Origin of the sequence: Arthrobacter yangruifuii, from assembly GCF_009192775.1 — a bacterium.
In the GTDB taxonomy this organism is placed as follows: Bacteria; Actinomycetota; Actinomycetes; order Actinomycetales; family Micrococcaceae; genus Arthrobacter_B; species Arthrobacter_B yangruifuii.
Window position 1 is genome coordinate 288,195 of record NZ_VTFX01000001.1, and the last position, 16,308, is coordinate 304,502.

The window sequence follows — 16,308 nt, forward strand, 5'->3', positions numbered from 1 at the left end:
GATGCCGCGGCTCACAAACTGCGGACGGAAAACGTCTACCGTATGTGGAAGTGAAACCCTTTGAGCAGATTGTCCGCGAGCACGGTCCGGCCGTGCTTCGGGTCTGCCGTGCCGTCCTGGGGCCGGACGAAGCCGAGGACGCCTGGTCGGAAACGTTCCTGGCCGCGCTTGGCGCCTATCCGGATCTGCCTGAGGGCGCCAATGTACAGGCCTGGCTGGTGACCATCGCCAAGCGGAAGGCCGTGGACCAGCACCGCTCCGCCGCCCGGAACCCGCTGCCGGTGGACCATGTGCCGGAACCTGCGCCGCGGTCCGTTCCGGCGGATACGGACGGGTTGTGGACAGCCCTGAAGACCCTCTCCGTGCGCCAGCGGGAGGCCCTGGCCTACCACCACCTGGCCGGGCTTCCGTATGCCGAGGTGGCGCGGCTGCTCGGCGGAAGCGAAGCCTCCTGCCGCCGGTCCGCAGCCGACGGCCTCAAGAAACTACGCACCCTGTACGAGGAGGACCGCAATGGCATCCTTTGATTCCATCGAAACGGACGCCGGCACCGGCACGGACGCCTCCGGAACCGGCCTCCTGGCTCCCGGGCACGGCGAGGCCGCCGCCCTGGCCGCGCTGCACACCCGGCTCGCCGCCGAAGCGGAGCAGGCCGGGCTGTTGGACGTTGCCTACACCCTCGTCGACAGTCCCGTGGGGAGGCTCATCCTCGCGGCAACCGCCGCCGGACTCGTCCGGGTGGCCTTCGAGGGTGAAGGCGTCGACGCCGTGCTTGAAGACCTCAGCACCCGGATCAGTCCGCGGATCCTCGAGGCTCCGGGGCGGCTGGCCCGTCCCGCGGCCCAGCTCCGCGAGTACTTCGACGGCACTCGGCACAGCTTCGACCTGGACTTGGACCTGAGGCTCATCTCCGGCTACCGGCGAACCGTAGTCCAGACGCTGCAGACCATCGGCTACGGACATACCTCCACGTACGCCGGCATTGCCGCGCTCACCGGAAATCCCGGGGCGGTCCGTGCCGTGGGCACCGCGTGCGGACGCAATCCGCTGCCTGTGGTCATTCCCTGCCACCGGGTGCTGCGCTCCGACGGAACCACCGGGGGCTACCGCGGGGGCCCGGCGGCCAAGAAAATCCTCCTCGACCTGGAAGCTGCCGCATGAGTAACTCCCTCTTTCCGCGCGAACGTTCCGAACCCGCCGTCGGCGCCGTCCACGTCCCTGGCTGGCTGCCGGCGGAGAAGCAGCAGCGCATTGTCCAGGCTTGCCGGCAGTGGGCCATAGGACCGGTGCCCATGCGCGCCGCGGTCCTGCCCGGCGGGCACACCATGTCCGTGCAGACCGTCTGCCTGGGCTGGCACTGGCAGCCGTACAAATACACGCGGACGGCCGACGACGTCGGCGGGGGACGCGTTGCCGAGCTGCCGGACTGGCTGATCGAACTCGGCCGTGACGCCCTCCGCGAGGCCTACCGCCAACCGGACGGCAGTTACGCCCGGGAGGACTTCCGGCCGGAGAACTACACCCCGGACACGGCGCTGATCAATTACTACGCCGAGGGCGCGCATATGGGCATGCACCAGGACAAGGACGAAAAATCCAGCGCTCCGGTAGTGTCCATCAGCATTGGGGACACCTGCGTCTTCCGGTTTGGCAACACCGAGACGAGGACCCGCCCGTACACGGACCTGGAACTGGAGTCAGGGGACCTGTTCGTGTTCGGCGGCCCTTCCCGCTTCGCCTATCACGGCGTTCCGCGGACCCTGGCGGGCACGGCCGATCCGGCGTCGGGCCTGGCCTCGGGCCGAATCAACATCACGCTGCGCATGACCGGCCTGTCGTGACCGCTGCCCCGCCGGGCCGGCGGATCGTGCTGCAGCACCGCGGACCCTTTGCCTGGGAACCGCTGGCCAGTGCGCTGCAGGCACACGCCGTGCCGGGCCTGGAACGGGTCACCCGGGCCCACGACGGGGCGGCCGTGGAGCGGCTGCTCGCGGGGGCTGCGGGTCCGGTGCGAGTGACGGTGCACCTCGGCGCCGGCGGGGTGGTCCTTGACCTGCCCGCCCTGCCGGACGTGCAGGAACGCCCGCTCATTGCCGTGGTCCGGGCGTGGCTTGATCTGGATGCCGACCCGGCAGTGGTGGACCCGTTCCTCACCGGATCCGCCCTCTTGGCACCCTTGGTGAAGCGGCATCCGGGCCTGCGGGTGCCCGGTTCCACGGACGGCTTTGAAACCGGTGTCCAGACCGTCCTCGGCCAGCAGGTATCCCTTGCGGCCGCGCGGACCTTCGGCTCCAGGCTGGTTTCTGCCTTCGGGCAACCGGGCCCCGCGGGATTGTCCGCGTTTCCGACGGCGGAGCGGCTTGCGGCGGTGCCTGCCGCCGATATCCAGTCCGCCGTCCGCATCACCCATGCCCGCGCCCGAACCCTGTCCGCGCTGGCCGAGGCGGTGGCAGGCGGCCTGCCGCTGCGGTTCGGAGCGGACCCCGAAACCGTGCGTTCCGGCCTGCTGGCGCTGCCGGGAATCGGCCCCTGGACGGCGGACTACCTAGCCGTACGGGTGCTGGGGGACCGTGATGCCTATCCGGCCGATGACCTGGTGCTGAAACGGGCGCTGGGCGTGGCAACCGGGCGGGAAGCCGTCAAGCTCTCCCAGCCGTGGCGTCCGTGGCGTGCCTATGCCCTGTTCCATCTCTGGACGCGCGCTGCCTACGAGGGGCCTGCCGCCGTCGGGGCATCACTCCGAACTGCCGCCGCTCCTTAGGTTCCGAGCAGCGAAAGGACAAGGGACAGGGCGGCAGGACCGCCCTGCACCAGGGACAGCCGGCCCAATTTCCGGTCGCTGAGGACCAGAACCACTGATGCGAGCAGCATGCAGGCTGTGGCGAACGTCATCAGCGTCAGCCCGGCTACGGCATTCCCGGCCACGAGCAGGACCACCCCCAGCACGGCCCCCACCGCCAGAAACAGGTTGTAGAACCCCAAGTTGTAGGCCAGCTGGGCGGAGGCGGCGGCGTTGGAACGCGGCAGCTGGAACACCTCGGCGGTCTCGGGATCGGCCCAGTGCAGGGATTCAAGCATAAAAAAATAGAACGCCACGGCAGCGGCGACGACGGCAAAGATGGCTGCGGCAATCAGCACGGGGGCTCCTCGGCTCTGCGCACGCGGAGCCGCCCGGCTCACGCAGCCGTAACGGTAACCTCCGCAGTGTCGCAAATGCTGTCAGCCCGTACCGCCGCCCCTCAAGGGGGAAGGCGGCTTTCAGTTGGCCCGGGGGGCCGAAAGCCAGCTAGCCTTGAAAGAGCTGCCTTTGTGCAGACTTTCTCCCGGCATGGACGCCGAAGCCGCTTCTTGGAAGGACACCCTGTGCGCCCAATCCGCCCCGCCCGTTCCCTGGCAACGGTGGTGCTGGCAACTCTCGCCCTGACCGCCTGCGGATCCGACTATCCCCTTGGCGACGCTCAGCGCGAGGCTGCCGAGAACAGCACCTCCACCCTCAGCGGAGTGCTCTCCGGCGCCGGATCCAGTGCCCAGGGACCGGCGATGGATTCCTGGATTGCCGGTTTCGGAGCGCTGCATCCCAAAGTCCAGGTGCAGTATTCCCCGGACGGTTCCGGTGCCGGGCGCAGCGCCCTGCTGGCCGGCGCGGTGAACTTCGCCGGCTCCGATGCCTATTTGCAGGAAGAGGAAATGGCGGATGCCAAGGCGGTCTGCGGTCCGGACGGTGCGCTCGATATTCCCGCCTACATTTCCCCGATTGCCGTCGCCTTCAACCTGCCCGGCATCGACTCGTTGAACCTCGACGCCGAGACTATTGCGCGAATGTTCCGCGGCGAGATCCAGACCTGGAATGATCCGGTCATCGCAGCGCTCAACCCGGACGCACAGCTGCCCGCGACCCGGATCACCCCGGTCAGCCGTGCCGATGATTCCGGTACCACGGAGAACTTCACCGAATACCTGCACGAGGTGGCGCCCGCGGCCTGGCCGGACAGCCCTTCGGGAACGTGGCCGGGCGGGCTGCAGGGTGAGAACGCGCAGGGGAGCTCCGGCGTGGTCAGCACGGTGACACGCACCGTCGGGGCGCTCACGTACGCCGACGACTCCGTGATTGACGCTTCCATGGGCACGGCGAATCTGCTGGTCGGAACCGAATTCGTGCCCATCAGCGCTGAAGCGGCCAGCATCGCCGTCGAACAGGCCACCCGGGTCCCGGGCCGCGGGGAACATGACATTGCGCTGCAGCTGAACCGGCGGACCACGGCCCCGGGCGCCTATCCGCTGGTGCTTGTGTCCTACCAGATCTACTGCAGCTCCTACGACGACGCAGACCTCGTGGAGCGCGTACAGGCCTTCGGCGAATACGTCATCAGCGGGGAAGGCCAGCAGACTTCCGCGGACGCAGCGAAGAGCGCCCCCATTCCCGGCTCCCTTGCCGAGGAAGCGCACGCGGCCATGGAATCAATCACCGTCCGAAAGTAGTTTGCCGCCTCCCGGCGTGCAGCCCCCGGCTTCCGGCCACTCCTCTTGCCGTGACCTCTTGCGCCCCCTCACGGCCGGTGTCACCGTGGGTTTACGCAACGCTGAAGGGGGCTGCTGTGGAACCTATCCGAATAGAACGCTGGTGGCCGTACCTGGATGGTTCGGCGAAGAACTGGTTGAGGCAAAACCTCCGCCAGGAGGGCCTGCCGCCGAAGGTCCAGGACCGGATTGCCGAGGCCGGCGGCCCCGTCATGGACCCCATCCTGGCCGAACCGGACTGGGCCTTTATTGAACTGGATGCCGAAACCGTCGAATGACGGATGCCTGGCACGCCGCAGGTCCGTTATACCCGGGTGCGCAGGAATGGCTCTGGTAGATTGAGCCGAATCCTGTGGCTCTAAGGCGGCGTTATGAAACTCAGTGAAGAGTCCCTTCCCCACCTCCGGACGTCCCTGTCCCGGCCGCTTTACGACCGCTCCCGGCTAACCACCGGGATTGTCCATTTCGGTGTGGGCGGATTTCACCGGGCCCATCAGGCTATGTATCTGGACCGGCTGATGAACGAAGGCAAGGCCCTGGACTGGGCCATCTGCGGAGTGGGCGTGCTTCCGCAGGATGCGGTGATGAAAACGGTAATGGACAGCCAGGACTGTCTGTACACCCTGGTGCTGAAGCACCCGGACGGCGTCCGGGAAGCCCGGGTGATCGGTTCCATCGCCGAGTATTTGTTCGCCCTCGATGATCCCGAAGCGGTGATTGAGAAGATGGCGGACCCGGCCACCAGGATTGTCTCGCTGACCATCACCGAGGGTGGCTACAACATCAGCGACACCACGGGCGAGTTCGATCCAGCCTCCGCCGACGTTGCTGCGGACCTGCAGGACGGGGCGGTCCCCTCAAGCGTCTTCGGCCTCGTCACCGAAGCCCTCAGCCGCCGCCGGAACCGGGGCCTGGCCCCGTTTGCGGTGATGTCCTGCGACAACGTGCCGGGCAATGGCGAGGTGGCACGCAAGGCGTTCGGGGAGTTCTCGCGGCTGCTGGATCCCGAGCTGGGGCAGTGGGTGCAGGAGTCCGTCTCTTTCCCTTCCTCCATGGTGGACCGGATCACTCCGGGAACCACCGACGCCGACCGCGCCCAGCTGCTGGAGGAATTCGGCGTGGAGGATGCGTGGCCGGTGGTGGCCGAAGACTTCGCACAGTGGGCCCTGGAGGACGTGTTTCCGCTGGGACGGCCCGCCTGGGAAGATGCCGGCGTGAGTATGACGGCCGACGTCGAACCGTTCGAACGGATGAAACTGCGCCTGCTGAACTGCGGCCATCAGGGCCTGGCCTATCTGGGCTACCTCGCCGGTTACCGGTACGCGCATGAGGCCGTGCAGGACCCGGAGCTGGCACAGTTCCTGCTGGACTACATGGACCGGGAAGCAACCCCCACCCTGCTGCCCGTCCCGGGCGTGGATCTGGGCGCCTATAAGTTGAGGCTGCTGCAGCGCTTCGGTAATGAGTATGTCCGGGACACCCTCGCCCGGCTATGTGCGGAAAGCTCGGACCGGATCCCGAAATGGCTGGTTCCGGTGGTCCGCGAAAACGTGGCCGCCGGCGGCGAAACCTCAAGATCCGCAGCAATCATTGCCGCCTGGGCGCGCTATGCCGAGGGCGTGGATGAAGCAGGCGAACCCATCCGTGTGGTCGACAACCGGCGCGATGAGGTGATGGCGGCGGCTGCGCGGAACCGGGAGGACCCGGTGGCCTTCATTTCCCAGCAGCACTTCTTCGTCGACCTGGCGGAGGACGAGGGGTTTGTACGGGAGTATCTGTCCGCCCTCGGAACCCTGCATCACTCCGGTGCCCGGGCAACCGTGGCCGGACTGGTGGACGGAGCCTGACCCGGCGCGGCTCAGGGGTCTACTCGACGAAGTGGGTTTTCACGGCCTGCGAGGTCACGGACTGCACCACGCGTTCGGCCAGATCCCTCAGTTTCACGTTCCGGTTGCTGGAGGCGCCGCGCAGGATCCCGAAGGCTTCCTCCTGGCTGCATTGGTTCTGGGCCATGACAATGCCTACGGCAAGGTCGATGGTGGTTCGGGTCTCCATGGCTGCGCGAAGGTGATCCACCGTGCTTCGGTGCCGGGCAATCTGGACGGCCACCTGCAAGGTAGTGGCCGCCTCGGCGGCGAACGTTTCGGCTGCCTGGACCAGGTGCGGCGTGAAGTGTCCCGGGTCCCGGGCATAGAGGTTCAGGCCGGCGCCGCCGTCGTTGCCGAGGATCAGCGGGACGCCCAGGATCGAGTAGTAGCCGAGGTCCCGGATGACTTCCGCATAATCCGGCCACCGCGGGTCGGTACGGACATCTTCGACCCGGATGGTCCGGCCCGTACGGGCTGCCCGCATGCACGGGCCGTCTCCGAAGCCGTACTGGACCTCATCCAGCGCCCGCGCCGCTTCACTGCTGCTGGCCACCGTGGTGCCCTGCTTGTTGTGCAGCAGGGTCACCCCGGCCAGGACTTCCGCCTCGGTGCTGAAAAGCTCGGCGGCATGTACGGCGAAACCCTCAAGGAAGATCTCCACCGACTCGGTCCGCAGCATGAGCTGCTGCAGTTCGGCGGCAACGGAGTTCTGCTCCGGGGTTAGGCTCATATGGTGAGTCTATCGCCCGCACATCCACCGGCTTAAAGTCGCCTAGGTGGTCTCAGCCAGCTCCGTTTCCTTCTCCCGGCTCCATGTGCGCGCATAAACCCCGATCAATGCCTCCTGGCGAAGGGTGAACCCCAGCCGGTTCAACAGGCCGTGTGCCTGGTAAACGGTGAGGTGCTGGGCGCTGCGGCTCGCTCCTGCCTTGTCCGCCCGGTACAGGTAGGTGTCTATGGTCCGCAGCCAACGCCGCCGCCAGTTCGTAACCGCCGATTCGGACGCCGTGGCCATCATCAGACGATGGACCGGCATCAGCTGGGCCTGGGCCTGCGCTCCGGTGGCTTTCTGCACCCCGGCCGCCCGCGGGTCCGACGCCGTGCAGCTGTGGAGATGGCTGTCCCAGTAGTACTCCCAGGAAACGCGGCGCCGGTCCGGCCAGGTGGACGCGCGCGGCCCCTTCATCATGGCGTAGGCGGAATCAAAAAGCAGAAGTGAGGCGAGGGCGGACCGGTTCTGCGCCTTCGCGAACCGTGCCGTTGCCCACAGGCAGAGATCGGAGGAAAGCTCGAAGACTTCTTCTGCGAGGGCGAGCCCGTCAACCCCGCCGTAACGTGCCACATCGGCTTCGACCGTCGGCGGCAGCGCATCCGTACCCACTGTCCGGTCCAGCACGGGCTCGCTGAGGCCATGCTCCACGGCGAGGCTGCGCACCGGGTCTCCGGACTGCTCCTGCAGGGCGCCCAGCAGGGACTTGAGCCGGTCCAGGGTCTCCGGCGGGGCGAGCACCCGAAGCCGGACCTGCGCATTCGACGGCTGCATGCGGCGCGTGTAGAACCACCGCTGGCCTCCCCACAGCCTCGCCTGGGCAATAAGGGGTGTCACTAGTTCACCGATAATCCGGTCGGCAAGTTCGAAACCGCCGGCATCAACGGTCAGATTCCACCATGCGAGGTGGGGAGAGGTACGGGAGGGGATTCGGAGTGCGGCCGGCTGGGTCATGGCCATCCTTTCGGTGCAGTTTCTGCTGAGCCACCCCACCCGGAACGCCTCGTGCAGCGCGTCCCGGGATGGAAGTCTTTCCCACTTGAACGGCCCGTGTCCACCACCGGAAGTTCCTCTCCGCGAAGACGCTTGGAACCTACCCCGAAGTGCCCGTCTGGTAGTAACATCTCCGGGCAGCGCAGCCCCGGTGATGCTTCCGCGGCGTGCCCGGCACAGGGTTGCAAAGTTACTAAGTTTGCTTATGGTTAAGGTGCCGGATCCCACCCAGACGAGGAGACCGCCCAGTGCGAGCGATGGTGTACCGAGGACCCTACAAAGTTCGGGTCGAAGAAAAGGACATGCCGCCGATTGAGCATCCCAACGATGCCATCGTTCGAGTCACCCGGGCGGCCATCTGCGGATCCGACCTGCACCTTTACCACGGACTGATGCCGGACACCCGGGTCGGGCATACCTTCGGCCACGAGTTCATTGGTGTGGTTGAAGAGGTGGGACCCTCGGTCCGGAACCTCGCGGTGGGGGACCGGGTCATGGTCCCGGCCAACATCTACTGCGGGTCCTGCTACTTCTGTGCGCGGGGGCTCTACTCGAACTGCCACAACGTCAACCCCAATGCAACGGCGGTGGGCAGCCTCTACGGGTATTCGCATACCACCGGCGGGTACGACGGCGGTCAGGCCGAGTTTGTGCGGGTTCCGTTCGCCGACGTCGGACCGTCCCTGATCCCCGAATGGATGGACGAGGAAGACGCGCTGATGTGCACCGATGCACTGGCCACGGGATACTTCGGTGCCCAGCTGGGGGACATCGTGGAGGGCGACACCGTGATTGTCTTCGGCGCCGGCCCGGTAGGGCTGTATGCCGCCAAATCCGCTTGGCTGATGGGCGCCGGCCGGGTGATCGTCATCGACCACCTCGACTATCGGCTGGAAAAGGCGCGGACCTTTGCCCACGCCGAGACCTACAACTTCACCGAGTATGACGACATTGTGGTGCAGATGAAGAAGGCCACCGATTTCCTGGGTGCCGATGTCGCAATTGATGCGGTGGGGGCGGAGGCGGACGGCAGTTTCCTGCAGCACGTCACCGCCACCAAGCTCAAGCTGCAGGGCGGCTCACCCGTGGCGCTCAACTGGGCCATCGACTCGGTGCGCAAAGCCGGGACCATTTCCGTGATGGGCGCCTACGGGCCCGTCTTCAGTGCCGTGAAATTCGGCGACGCCATGAACAAGGGCCTGACACTGAACATGAACCAGACTCCGATGAAGCGGCAGTGGCCGCGCCTGTTCGAGCACATCAAGGCCGGTTACCTCAAACCCAACGAGATCATCACGCACCGGATTCCGCTGGAACACATCGCCGAGGGCTATCACATGTTCTCCGCAAAGCTGGATAACTGCATCAAGCCGGTCATCATCCCCGGATCCTGAAAGGAAGGACCCCGCAATGGCCTATATGCCTCAAAAGCCGGCCCGAACTCCCACGAGCGAGGAACTTCGTGCGCGGATCCCGGGCTGGGGTGCCGACCTTGATCCCCGGGACCGTCCCGCGGTGCCCAGGCTACAGTTTGACCCGACCCTCAGCGGTGCCCACTGGGAATTCCCGGAGCGCCAGGAGGAAAAGTATCCGCGGGAGCGGTCCATCGAGCACAAGTTCCTCACGCCCGTGTTTGGCACCTCCTGCCCGCCCAAGGGACTGTCCGGGGTGATGCGCCGGTACGCCTACCGCCGGTTCAGCGAGGCAAGCGCCGCGCACTGGCTGATCCTGCTCGCCGCTGACCGGGTGGACGCCGCGGAGAGCCATTTGGCCTCCTTCGCGACCCTGCACCCGGACAACCCGATCACGGAAACCGGTGTGCTGAGCGAGTTCTCCCGCCACGGGTACTCCTCCCGGGTGGGCCGGAAGCGGGCGGACGTGAATCACCAGTGGATCGATCCGATCCTCGTCGGCGGCCCCTGGCTGCTGGCCGGTACCGGGGCGGCCACCGCCTTCGGTGCGGTGGTGCGGCGGCTGCGGAAGTAGTCCATCCTAGGAATACCGGCGGGGTCCGGGCCTGTTGGAATCCATAACGGGACAGGTTAGGCGGTAGGAGACCATGGACGGCAGAGGCGTGGAGCAGTACCGGCGCAGGATGGAACGGGCAGCCCGGCTAAGGGCGGCAGCCTCCGGGGGAGACCTGGACGAGGAAGACCTGGAACAGGCCGCGGCGGAGGACAAGCTGCAGCACAAGCGGCGGAAGGTCGACGACGCCGCCAAGGCCGACTACCTGATCCGCGATGCCATGGCCCGGGGCGACTTCGACAACCTGAAATACGCCGGAAAACCTCTTCCGAACCTGGGCGACGGCCATGATCCGGACTGGTGGATCAAGGGGCTGATGCAGCGCGAGAACCTCACCGGCCTGGGTCCCAAAGCCATCCTGCTCCGCACCGAAGATGCCGAACTCGACGCGCGGCTGGACACGCGGTGGACCGAAAAGCAGGTCCGGGAAATCGTTGAGGACTTCAATGCGCGGATCATCGATGCCCGCCGCCAACTCGAGGGAGGTCCGCCCGTTGTCACCCCGACCCGCGACGTCGGGCGGGAAGTGCAGCGCTGGCGGGAACGGAAGGCTGCGGCAGCTGAAACAGAAGCCGCCGCCGCTCCGGAACCGGAGCCGCGGCGGCCGTGGTGGAAGCGCTTCTAGGCGTCAGACGGTGGTGGCGTCGTGGACTTCGCCTACCAGCTCCTCAATGATGTCTTCGAGGAACAGCACACCCGTGGTGTCGCCCTTGGCGTCGAAGACCCTGGCCACGTGGGCGCCGGTGCGGCGCATGGTGGCCAGTGCGTCCTCCAGGTCGCTGCCCCGGTAGGCCGAGGCCAGTCGGCGGATCCGCTTGGCCGGGACCGGCGCGGCGAACTCGTCCGGCGTGGTCAGGTCCATGACGTCCTTCAGGTGAAGGTAGCCGTCCGGATCGCCGTCGTCGTTGGTAAGGATGTACCGGGAGTAGCCGTGGGCGTCCACCGCCTGCTGCAGGTCCGCCGGAGCTGCCGTGTCCGGCAGCAGCACCATCTGGCTGATCGGAACCTCGACGTCGGCCACGGTCTTCTCCGTGAACTCGAACGCGGCCGTCAGGGTGCCGCTGCGGTCCGAAAGGACACCGTCACGCGTGGACTGCTCCACGATGTTCGCCACTTCGTCCAGGGTGTAGGCGCTCGTCGCCTCATCCTTGGGTTCCACCCCGAACAGGCGCAGGACGCCGTTCGCAATCCCGTTGAGAGTCCAGATAACCGGACGGACAATGCGGGACACCATCACCAGGGGAGGCGCGAGCAGCAGGGCCGCGCGGGTGGGCACGGAGAACGAAATGTTCTTCGGCACCATTTCCCCCACTACTACGTGAAGGAAGGTCACCAGCAGCAGTGCCACCACAAAGGCAATGATGCCAATGGCGTCTGCTGACAGCTCAGTCAGGCCCAGCGGTATCTCCAGCAGGTGGTGGATGGCCGGTTCCGAGACGTTCAGGATGACCAGGGAGCAGACCGTGATGCCGAGCTGGCTGGTGGCCAGCATCAGCGTGGCATGTTCCATGGCCCATAACGTGGTTTTCGCGGCCTTGCTTCCGGCCTCGGCCTTGGGCTCAATCTGGGAGCGGCGGGCGGAGATGACGGCGAATTCCGCGCCGACGAAGAAGGCATTGACCACCAGCAGTACTACGAGCCAGATGATGCCGGGCAGGTATTCACTCATGGGTCAGGTCCTTGGTCAGCGAGTCAACAATGCGGTCATGGGCGCTTACCGGGGTCTCCAGGGAGCCCGAGGGAGTGAAACGCAGGCGTTCGATATGGTTTCGGACTACCCGCTCCACCCGGAGGGTGCCGCCGTCAATGTCCACTTCATCTCCCAGTTCCGGCAGGCGGTCCAGCGCGTCAGTGACGAAGCCGGCGATGGTGTCATATTCCCCGCCGTCGGGAACCTCGACGCCGGTGCGGTCCAGGAGCTCGTCGGGCCGCAGCGAGGCATCGAAAGTGATGGCCCGGCCCGTGCGGACCACACCCACCCGCGCGCGGTCGTGCTCATCCTCCAGCTCACCCACGATTTCCTCCACCAGGTCTTCGAGCGTGACGATGCCTGCGGTGCCGCCGTGCTCGTCGGAAACGATCGCGACCTGCAGGCCCTGGGCACGCAGCAGTCCCAGCAGGGTGTCTGCTCCCATGGACTCGGGTACGTGGAGCGGTTCCACCATCAGCTCTGCGGCAGTCACGGAGCCCCGGGCGGCCAGCGGAACGGCGAACGCCTGCTTGAGGTGCAATACGCCTCGGATATCGTCGGAATCGCGTCCGATCACGGGGAAACGCGAATAGCCGGTTGCCGTAGCGACGGCGACCACCTGCTCTGCGGTGTCGGACTCGTGGACCGTTCGCATGCGGACGCGGGGCGTCATGACGTCATCCGCGGAGTGCTCGGCAAAGCGGAGAGTCCGGTTCAGCAGCACGGCGTGGTCCAGGTCCAGTACGCCTTCCAGTGCCGACCGGCGGACCAGGGAACTGAGCTCCTCGGCGCTGCGGGCACCGGACAGTTCCTCCTTGGGCTCAATGCCGAAGGACCGGATGATCGCGTTGGCGGTGTTGTTGAACAGCAGGATCACCGGTTTGAATACGGCGGTGAACACGGTCTGGAAGGGCACCACCAGCTTGGCGGTGGCCAGCGGCAGCGCCAGGGCAAAATTCTTGGGGACCAGTTCGCCGATGATCATGGAGAAGATGGTGGCCAGGAAAATGCCGGCCACGGCGCCGATGCCCGGCACCAGTGACTCGGGGAGTCCGAGTGCCGTAAGCGGCGAACGGAGCATGGCGCTGATCGCGGGCTCGAACGTGTACCCGGTCAAAAGGGTGGTCAGCGTAATGCCGAGCTGGGCGCTGGAAAGATGCGTCGAGGTGATCTTCAGCGCGTTGATCGTCGGGGTTAGCCGCTTCTCGCCCTTGTCCCGGCGGGCCTCAAGCTCTCCGCGGTCCAGGTTGACGAGCGCAAACTCGGAAGCGACGAACAGTCCGGTGCCGACGGTGAGGAGTAGTCCGACGCCGACCATGATCCATTCATACATGGGGCTGCCCCTCTCTCGTGATAGCCGGTGCAGCCGGGGTAAACACGGGCTGCATTGCGGTCAGGACGGGGAGGGGCAAGGGTTTATCTGAGGGAGGGTCATCCATAGTCCAAGAAATAATACAGGACTGCCCTTGACGCGGTTCCAAGCTTTCGCTCAGGAAGCTGCCCGCACGCGCACGGAGCCTGTCTACCAGCTTTCCTGGCCGTGTCTATACGTCGGCTCGTGATTGGTGGACGCCGCCACCCGGTGCTGGCGCACCAGGCAGAACGGGTCATATATCTCGATCCCCAGCCGGCCGGTGCCGGGCACGGGCTGGCAAAAACAGGTACAGGGAAGGTTCACGGGCGCCTTTCCGGGCCCGAGGCGTTCAGGCCCTCGAAGTTCTCTCAATCCGCAGCGGCGGTGTCCGCGGGAAGCGGAAACCATCCTGCTTTCCTTGATACAACGAGGTCCCGGTTCAATCAAAACGGGCCCTTGCCTCCCCGCCCCCGCGGCGGTGCCGCCGGGGCGGGGTGCGGGGAGGCGACGGGCTAGCTGGAGGCCAGTTCCGGCTCGCCGGCCGTTTCCATGAGGACGGAATCGAGCAGGTCGCCGGCCTCCTCCAGGGAGGAGGAACGGGCCAGGGCCAGTTCGGAAACCAGCAGCTGACGCGCCTTCAGCAGCATCCGCTTCTCTCCGGTGGACAGCGGGTGGGTGCGCTCACGGCACCACAGGTCACGGACAACCTCGGCGATGAGGTGCAGCTCCCCGGTGGACATCTTGCCTTCGTTGGCCTTGAACCGGCGGGACCAGTTATCCGGTTCCATTCCCGCCGGACCGCGCAGCACCGTGAAGACAGCCTGGACGCCGTCCTCGTTGATAACGGCGCGCACTCCCACGTCCTCGGCATTGCCAGCCGGGAGCTTGATCGTCAATTCAGTGGCGTGCACACGGAAGGTCAGGGTTTCCCGCTCCACGCCCTTGACGGTCATGGGTGAAATATCGGTCACGGTAACGGCGCCGTGGTGCGGGTACACCAAGGTCTGTCCGACGGTGAAATTCAAAATGACGTCCCTCTGTTCTTTGGTTCCGAGCATGCTTCGGAAGCGGGCTCCCGAGACCGCTTGGACCTGTCCGTGCCGGTCCCGAATGAACGGTGGCGGCTGGGCGGGCGGGCAATAGAGAAGGAGTCAATTTCCAGGCGCGGGAGGCGGATTTTGCCTGGGAGGGTTGCGGATTCGGAAAGTACGGTCCGGCCCTTAGATTCCCGCGCTGTCCCGCCAGCTTATCCTCCCTGCGCAAGTACCCCCTGTTGCGCCGCGGCACGGCGCACGGATTCCCCCGGTTGTGGGGCTTTAGGCCTGACGATGTGCGGCATCAGGGTCCTCGGGCGCGTCCCGCCGGCGCTCTGCCAGCAGTTCCTTGGTCCGCAGCAGGCGAAGGGCCGTCACCAGTACCAGTCCGCCGAGAATGTTGAACAGCAGCGTGTAGCCGAACCAGCCCAGCCATTGGAGGTAGGTGATCCCTGCGCCGGAGTGGATGGCCCCGAAGATCAGCAGGGAGTCCAGAATGGAGTGGAACAGCTGCAGGCCGGCCAAGAGGAAGCCGCCGATGACGGTGGCCACGATCTTGGCGGGGTCCGATGAAGTTCCTTGCTGCATGCGGCTCATCAGGGTGATCGTGCTGCCGCCCAGCACCGCCAGGGCGACGGTCTGGAGCGAGAAGGGGGCCTCCGTGAAGTGCCGTGCCGATTCCTCCACGGTTGACGCCCACTGGGGAAAGGCCTGCATGACGATCCACATAAAGATCCAGCCGCCGGCCAGGTTGGCCACCAGCGTGCCGCCCCAGAGCTTGCCCAGCTGCTTGACGCTGCCTTCCTTCGCTGCCACCGCGGCAATCGGCATCAGGAAGTTTTCGGTGAACAGCTCGCTGTGTGCCAGGAACAATGCGATGAGCCCCACGCTGAAGGCGATGCCGGCCACGAGGTGGTTACCGGTTTCATGCATCACCGCGAGATAGGCCATGACCCCCAGGCCCACTTCCATACCGCCGAAAACGCCGGTCACCACAATGGTGCGGAACGTACGGTGCAGCCGTTCGGCGCCCTCCGCCACCGTGTTTTCGAAGGATTCATGCAGCTCATCCTCTACGGGAGCCTCGGTTTCTCCGACTTCCCTGCGGCGTTCCTCGCTCATGGTGTCCTTCCGGTGTGTGCGTACCCTGAGACCATAAGCGTACTGACTAATAGTTGTGCCTGCCGCACAGGTAAGGCACAGTTTCGAACAGGTCCGGTCCATGCCGGACATGTTCACCTGTGGTTTAGGCTCGAGGTCCGAGCCGGTTGAAGGGCCCAGAGTCAAAGGAAAGCACCCATGGCAGACGCGCCGTCCCCGTCCCCAGCGGGCAGCCTCCCGCGGCTGGCCCACCCTGACGGCAGTTCCATCCGGGCCCTCGTGGTGGATGACGAGGCAAACCTGGCGGAACTGGTCAGCATGGGCCTGCGCATGATGGGGTGGAACGTTCACACGGCTGCGGACGGGCAGCAAGCCATAGCCGACGCCCGCGAGTTCCGCCCGGATGTCCTGGTGCTGGATGTCATGATGCCTGGGGTGGACGGGCTGGAGGCACTGAATAAGATCCGTGCCTTTTCTCCCCGGGTTCCTGCCCTGTTCCTGACCGCTAGGGATGCCGTGGAGGACCGGATTTCCGGCCTGGCCGCGGGCGGGGATGACTATGTCACCAAGCCGTTCAGCATGGAGGAACTCATGCTCCGCCTGCATCGTCTGGTGCAGCGCTCGGGGGCGGCGGCGTCGGCCTCCGCTGAACTGGTGGTCGGAGACCTGGTGATGAACAGGGAAACCCGGGAAGTCTCCAGGAACGGTGAGGACATTTCCTTGACCAACACGCAGTGGGAGCTGCTGCGCTACCTCATGGAGAACCCGAAGCGGGTCCTGAGCAAGGCGCAGATCCTGGCCAACGTCTGGAACTATGATTTCGGCGGCCAGGCGAACATCGTGGAACTGTACATCTCGTATCTGCGCAAGAAGATCGACGCCGGCCGCCCGCCCATGATCCACACCGTCCGCGGCGTGGGATACGTTCTCAAACCGGCGGCCGCGTGAGCACGTCC

18 protein-coding genes are annotated in these 16,308 nt (G+C 65.9%); 11 read left to right on the forward strand and 7 right to left on the reverse strand.

Translation table 11 applies throughout. The features are described 5' to 3' along the window. Positions 1-50 precede the first annotated feature (50 nt). The 4 genes from GD627_RS01430 to GD627_RS01445 are packed head-to-tail and all read left to right on the forward strand — an operon-like array spanning position 51 to position 2,761. Positions 51-527: an RNA polymerase sigma factor gene (locus GD627_RS01430; protein ID WP_246165242.1), complete on the forward strand. Its 477-nt coding sequence runs from the start codon at positions 51-53 to the stop codon at positions 525-527. Then, positions 514-1,161, forward strand: a complete 648-nt coding sequence (locus tag GD627_RS01435) for a methylated-DNA--[protein]-cysteine S-methyltransferase (protein WP_152271051.1) — start codon at positions 514-516, stop codon at positions 1,159-1,161. The genes GD627_RS01430 and GD627_RS01435 overlap by 14 nt, the downstream gene beginning before the upstream one ends. Beyond that, positions 1,158-1,841 (forward strand): alpha-ketoglutarate-dependent dioxygenase AlkB family protein, encoded by a 684-nt coding sequence (locus GD627_RS01440; RefSeq protein WP_152271052.1) that lies wholly within the window; start codon positions 1,158-1,160, stop codon positions 1,839-1,841. The genes GD627_RS01435 and GD627_RS01440 overlap by 4 nt, the downstream gene beginning before the upstream one ends. After that, entirely contained in the window at positions 1,838-2,761 is a 924-nt protein-coding gene (locus GD627_RS01445) for a DNA-3-methyladenine glycosylase family protein (protein ID WP_246165244.1), read from the forward strand. Before GD627_RS01440 ends, GD627_RS01445 begins: the two co-directional genes overlap by 4 nt. Here the strand turns inward: GD627_RS01445 and GD627_RS01450 are convergent. After that, positions 2,758-3,138, reverse strand: coding sequence for a DUF1304 domain-containing protein (locus GD627_RS01450; RefSeq protein WP_246165246.1), 381 nt, complete (start codon positions 3,136-3,138; stop codon positions 2,758-2,760). The genes GD627_RS01445 and GD627_RS01450 overlap by 4 nt on opposite strands. Positions 3,139-3,363: 225 nt before the next feature. On the opposite strand from GD627_RS01450, the gene pstS reads away from it, so the two are divergent. The 3 genes from pstS to GD627_RS01465 all read left to right on the forward strand — a co-directional run bounded on the left by pstS (position 3,364) and on the right by GD627_RS01465 (position 6,365). Beyond that, positions 3,364-4,479 (forward strand): phosphate ABC transporter substrate-binding protein PstS, encoded by a 1,116-nt coding sequence (gene pstS, locus GD627_RS01455; RefSeq protein WP_246165249.1) that lies wholly within the window; start codon positions 3,364-3,366, stop codon positions 4,477-4,479. A 116-nt stretch (positions 4,480-4,595) separates the two neighbouring features. Continuing rightward, the gene (locus tag GD627_RS01460) at positions 4,596-4,796 is read left to right on the forward strand and encodes a hypothetical protein (RefSeq protein WP_246165251.1); all 201 of its coding nucleotides are present in this window, start codon (positions 4,596-4,598) and stop codon (positions 4,794-4,796) included. Positions 4,797-4,889: 93 nt separating this feature from the next. Then, positions 4,890-6,365, forward strand: coding sequence for a mannitol dehydrogenase family protein (locus GD627_RS01465; RefSeq protein WP_152271054.1), 1,476 nt, complete (start codon positions 4,890-4,892; stop codon positions 6,363-6,365). 19 nt (positions 6,366-6,384) lie between these two features. Here GD627_RS01465 and GD627_RS01470 read toward each other — a convergent pair whose 3' ends face one another. Both GD627_RS01470 and GD627_RS01475 read right to left on the reverse strand, forming a co-directional pair. Continuing rightward, entirely contained in the window at positions 6,385-7,116 is a 732-nt protein-coding gene (locus GD627_RS01470) for a GAF and ANTAR domain-containing protein (RefSeq protein ID WP_152271055.1), read from the reverse strand. 42 nt (positions 7,117-7,158) lie between these two features. After that, positions 7,159-8,109 carry a lantibiotic dehydratase C-terminal domain-containing protein gene (locus GD627_RS01475; protein ID WP_194265922.1) on the reverse strand — a complete coding sequence of 317 codons (951 nt, stop codon included), beginning with the start codon at positions 8,107-8,109 and terminating at the stop codon, positions 7,159-7,161. 287 nt (positions 8,110-8,396) lie between these two features. On the opposite strand from GD627_RS01475, the gene GD627_RS01480 reads away from it, so the two are divergent. The 3 genes from GD627_RS01480 (at position 8,397) to GD627_RS01490 (ending at position 10,798) form a co-directional block, all read left to right on the forward strand. Further along, positions 8,397-9,542, forward strand: a complete 1,146-nt coding sequence (locus GD627_RS01480) for a zinc-dependent alcohol dehydrogenase (RefSeq protein WP_152271057.1) — start codon at positions 8,397-8,399, stop codon at positions 9,540-9,542. A 16-nt stretch (positions 9,543-9,558) separates the two neighbouring features. After that, complete coding sequence (locus GD627_RS01485; protein ID WP_152271058.1) at positions 9,559-10,134, forward strand: hypothetical protein; 576 nt, start codon at positions 9,559-9,561, stop codon at positions 10,132-10,134. 73 nt (positions 10,135-10,207) lie between these two features. Continuing rightward, the gene (locus GD627_RS01490) at positions 10,208-10,798 is read left to right on the forward strand and encodes a DnaJ family domain-containing protein (protein WP_246165253.1); all 591 of its coding nucleotides are present in this window, start codon (positions 10,208-10,210) and stop codon (positions 10,796-10,798) included. Positions 10,799-10,801: 3 nt separating this feature from the next. Here the strand turns inward: GD627_RS01490 and GD627_RS01495 are convergent, their stop codons facing one another. From GD627_RS01495 to GD627_RS01510, 4 genes are all read right to left on the reverse strand, one after another. Beyond that, a complete protein-coding gene (locus GD627_RS01495; RefSeq protein WP_152271059.1) occupies positions 10,802-11,842 on the reverse strand; it encodes a hemolysin family protein in 1,041 nt (346 codons plus the stop codon). After that, on the reverse strand, positions 11,835-13,196 hold the full coding sequence (locus tag GD627_RS01500; RefSeq protein WP_152271060.1) for a hemolysin family protein: 1,362 nt from the start codon (positions 13,194-13,196) through the stop codon (positions 11,835-11,837). Before GD627_RS01500 ends, GD627_RS01495 begins: the two co-directional genes overlap by 8 nt. A 533-nt stretch (positions 13,197-13,729) precedes the next feature. After that, positions 13,730-14,242 (reverse strand): CarD family transcriptional regulator, encoded by a 513-nt coding sequence (locus GD627_RS01505; RefSeq protein ID WP_152271061.1) that lies wholly within the window; start codon positions 14,240-14,242, stop codon positions 13,730-13,732. Between the two features lie 291 nt (positions 14,243-14,533). Continuing rightward, complete coding sequence (locus GD627_RS01510; RefSeq protein WP_152271062.1) at positions 14,534-15,373, reverse strand: formate/nitrite transporter family protein; 840 nt, start codon at positions 15,371-15,373, stop codon at positions 14,534-14,536. 177 nt (positions 15,374-15,550) lie between these two features. Between GD627_RS01510 and GD627_RS01515 the strand changes: the two genes are divergently transcribed. Further along, positions 15,551-16,300, forward strand: coding sequence for a response regulator transcription factor (locus GD627_RS01515; RefSeq protein ID WP_152271063.1), 750 nt, complete (start codon positions 15,551-15,553; stop codon positions 16,298-16,300). Positions 16,301-16,308 lie beyond the last annotated feature (8 nt).

What these genes read in the sequence shown, in the direction of transcription:
- GD627_RS01435 (WP_152271051.1), top strand. Translation starts at nt 514, where the DNA reads ATGGCATCCTTTGATTCCATCGAAACGGACGCCGGCACCGGCACGGAC.
- GD627_RS01485 (WP_152271058.1), top strand. Translation starts at nt 9,559, where the DNA reads ATGGCCTATATGCCTCAAAAGCCGGCCCGAACTCCCACGAGCGAGGAA.
- GD627_RS01465 (WP_152271054.1), top strand. Translation starts at nt 4,890, where the DNA reads ATGAAACTCAGTGAAGAGTCCCTTCCCCACCTCCGGACGTCCCTGTCC.
- GD627_RS01490 (WP_246165253.1), top strand. Translation starts at nt 10,208, where the DNA reads ATGGACGGCAGAGGCGTGGAGCAGTACCGGCGCAGGATGGAACGGGCA.
- GD627_RS01510 (WP_152271062.1), bottom strand. Translation starts at nt 15,373, where the DNA reads ATGAGCGAGGAACGCCGCAGGGAAGTCGGAGAAACCGAGGCTCCCGTA.
- GD627_RS01470 (WP_152271055.1), bottom strand. Translation starts at nt 7,116, where the DNA reads ATGAGCCTAACCCCGGAGCAGAACTCCGTTGCCGCCGAACTGCAGCAG.
- GD627_RS01440 (WP_152271052.1), top strand. Translation starts at nt 1,158, where the DNA reads ATGAGTAACTCCCTCTTTCCGCGCGAACGTTCCGAACCCGCCGTCGGC.
- GD627_RS01515 (WP_152271063.1), top strand. Translation starts at nt 15,551, where the DNA reads ATGGCAGACGCGCCGTCCCCGTCCCCAGCGGGCAGCCTCCCGCGGCTG.
- GD627_RS01500 (WP_152271060.1), bottom strand. Translation starts at nt 13,196, where the DNA reads ATGTATGAATGGATCATGGTCGGCGTCGGACTACTCCTCACCGTCGGC.
- GD627_RS01495 (WP_152271059.1), bottom strand. Translation starts at nt 11,842, where the DNA reads ATGAGTGAATACCTGCCCGGCATCATCTGGCTCGTAGTACTGCTGGTG.
- GD627_RS01475 (WP_194265922.1), bottom strand. Translation starts at nt 8,109, where the DNA reads ATGACCCAGCCGGCCGCACTCCGAATCCCCTCCCGTACCTCTCCCCAC.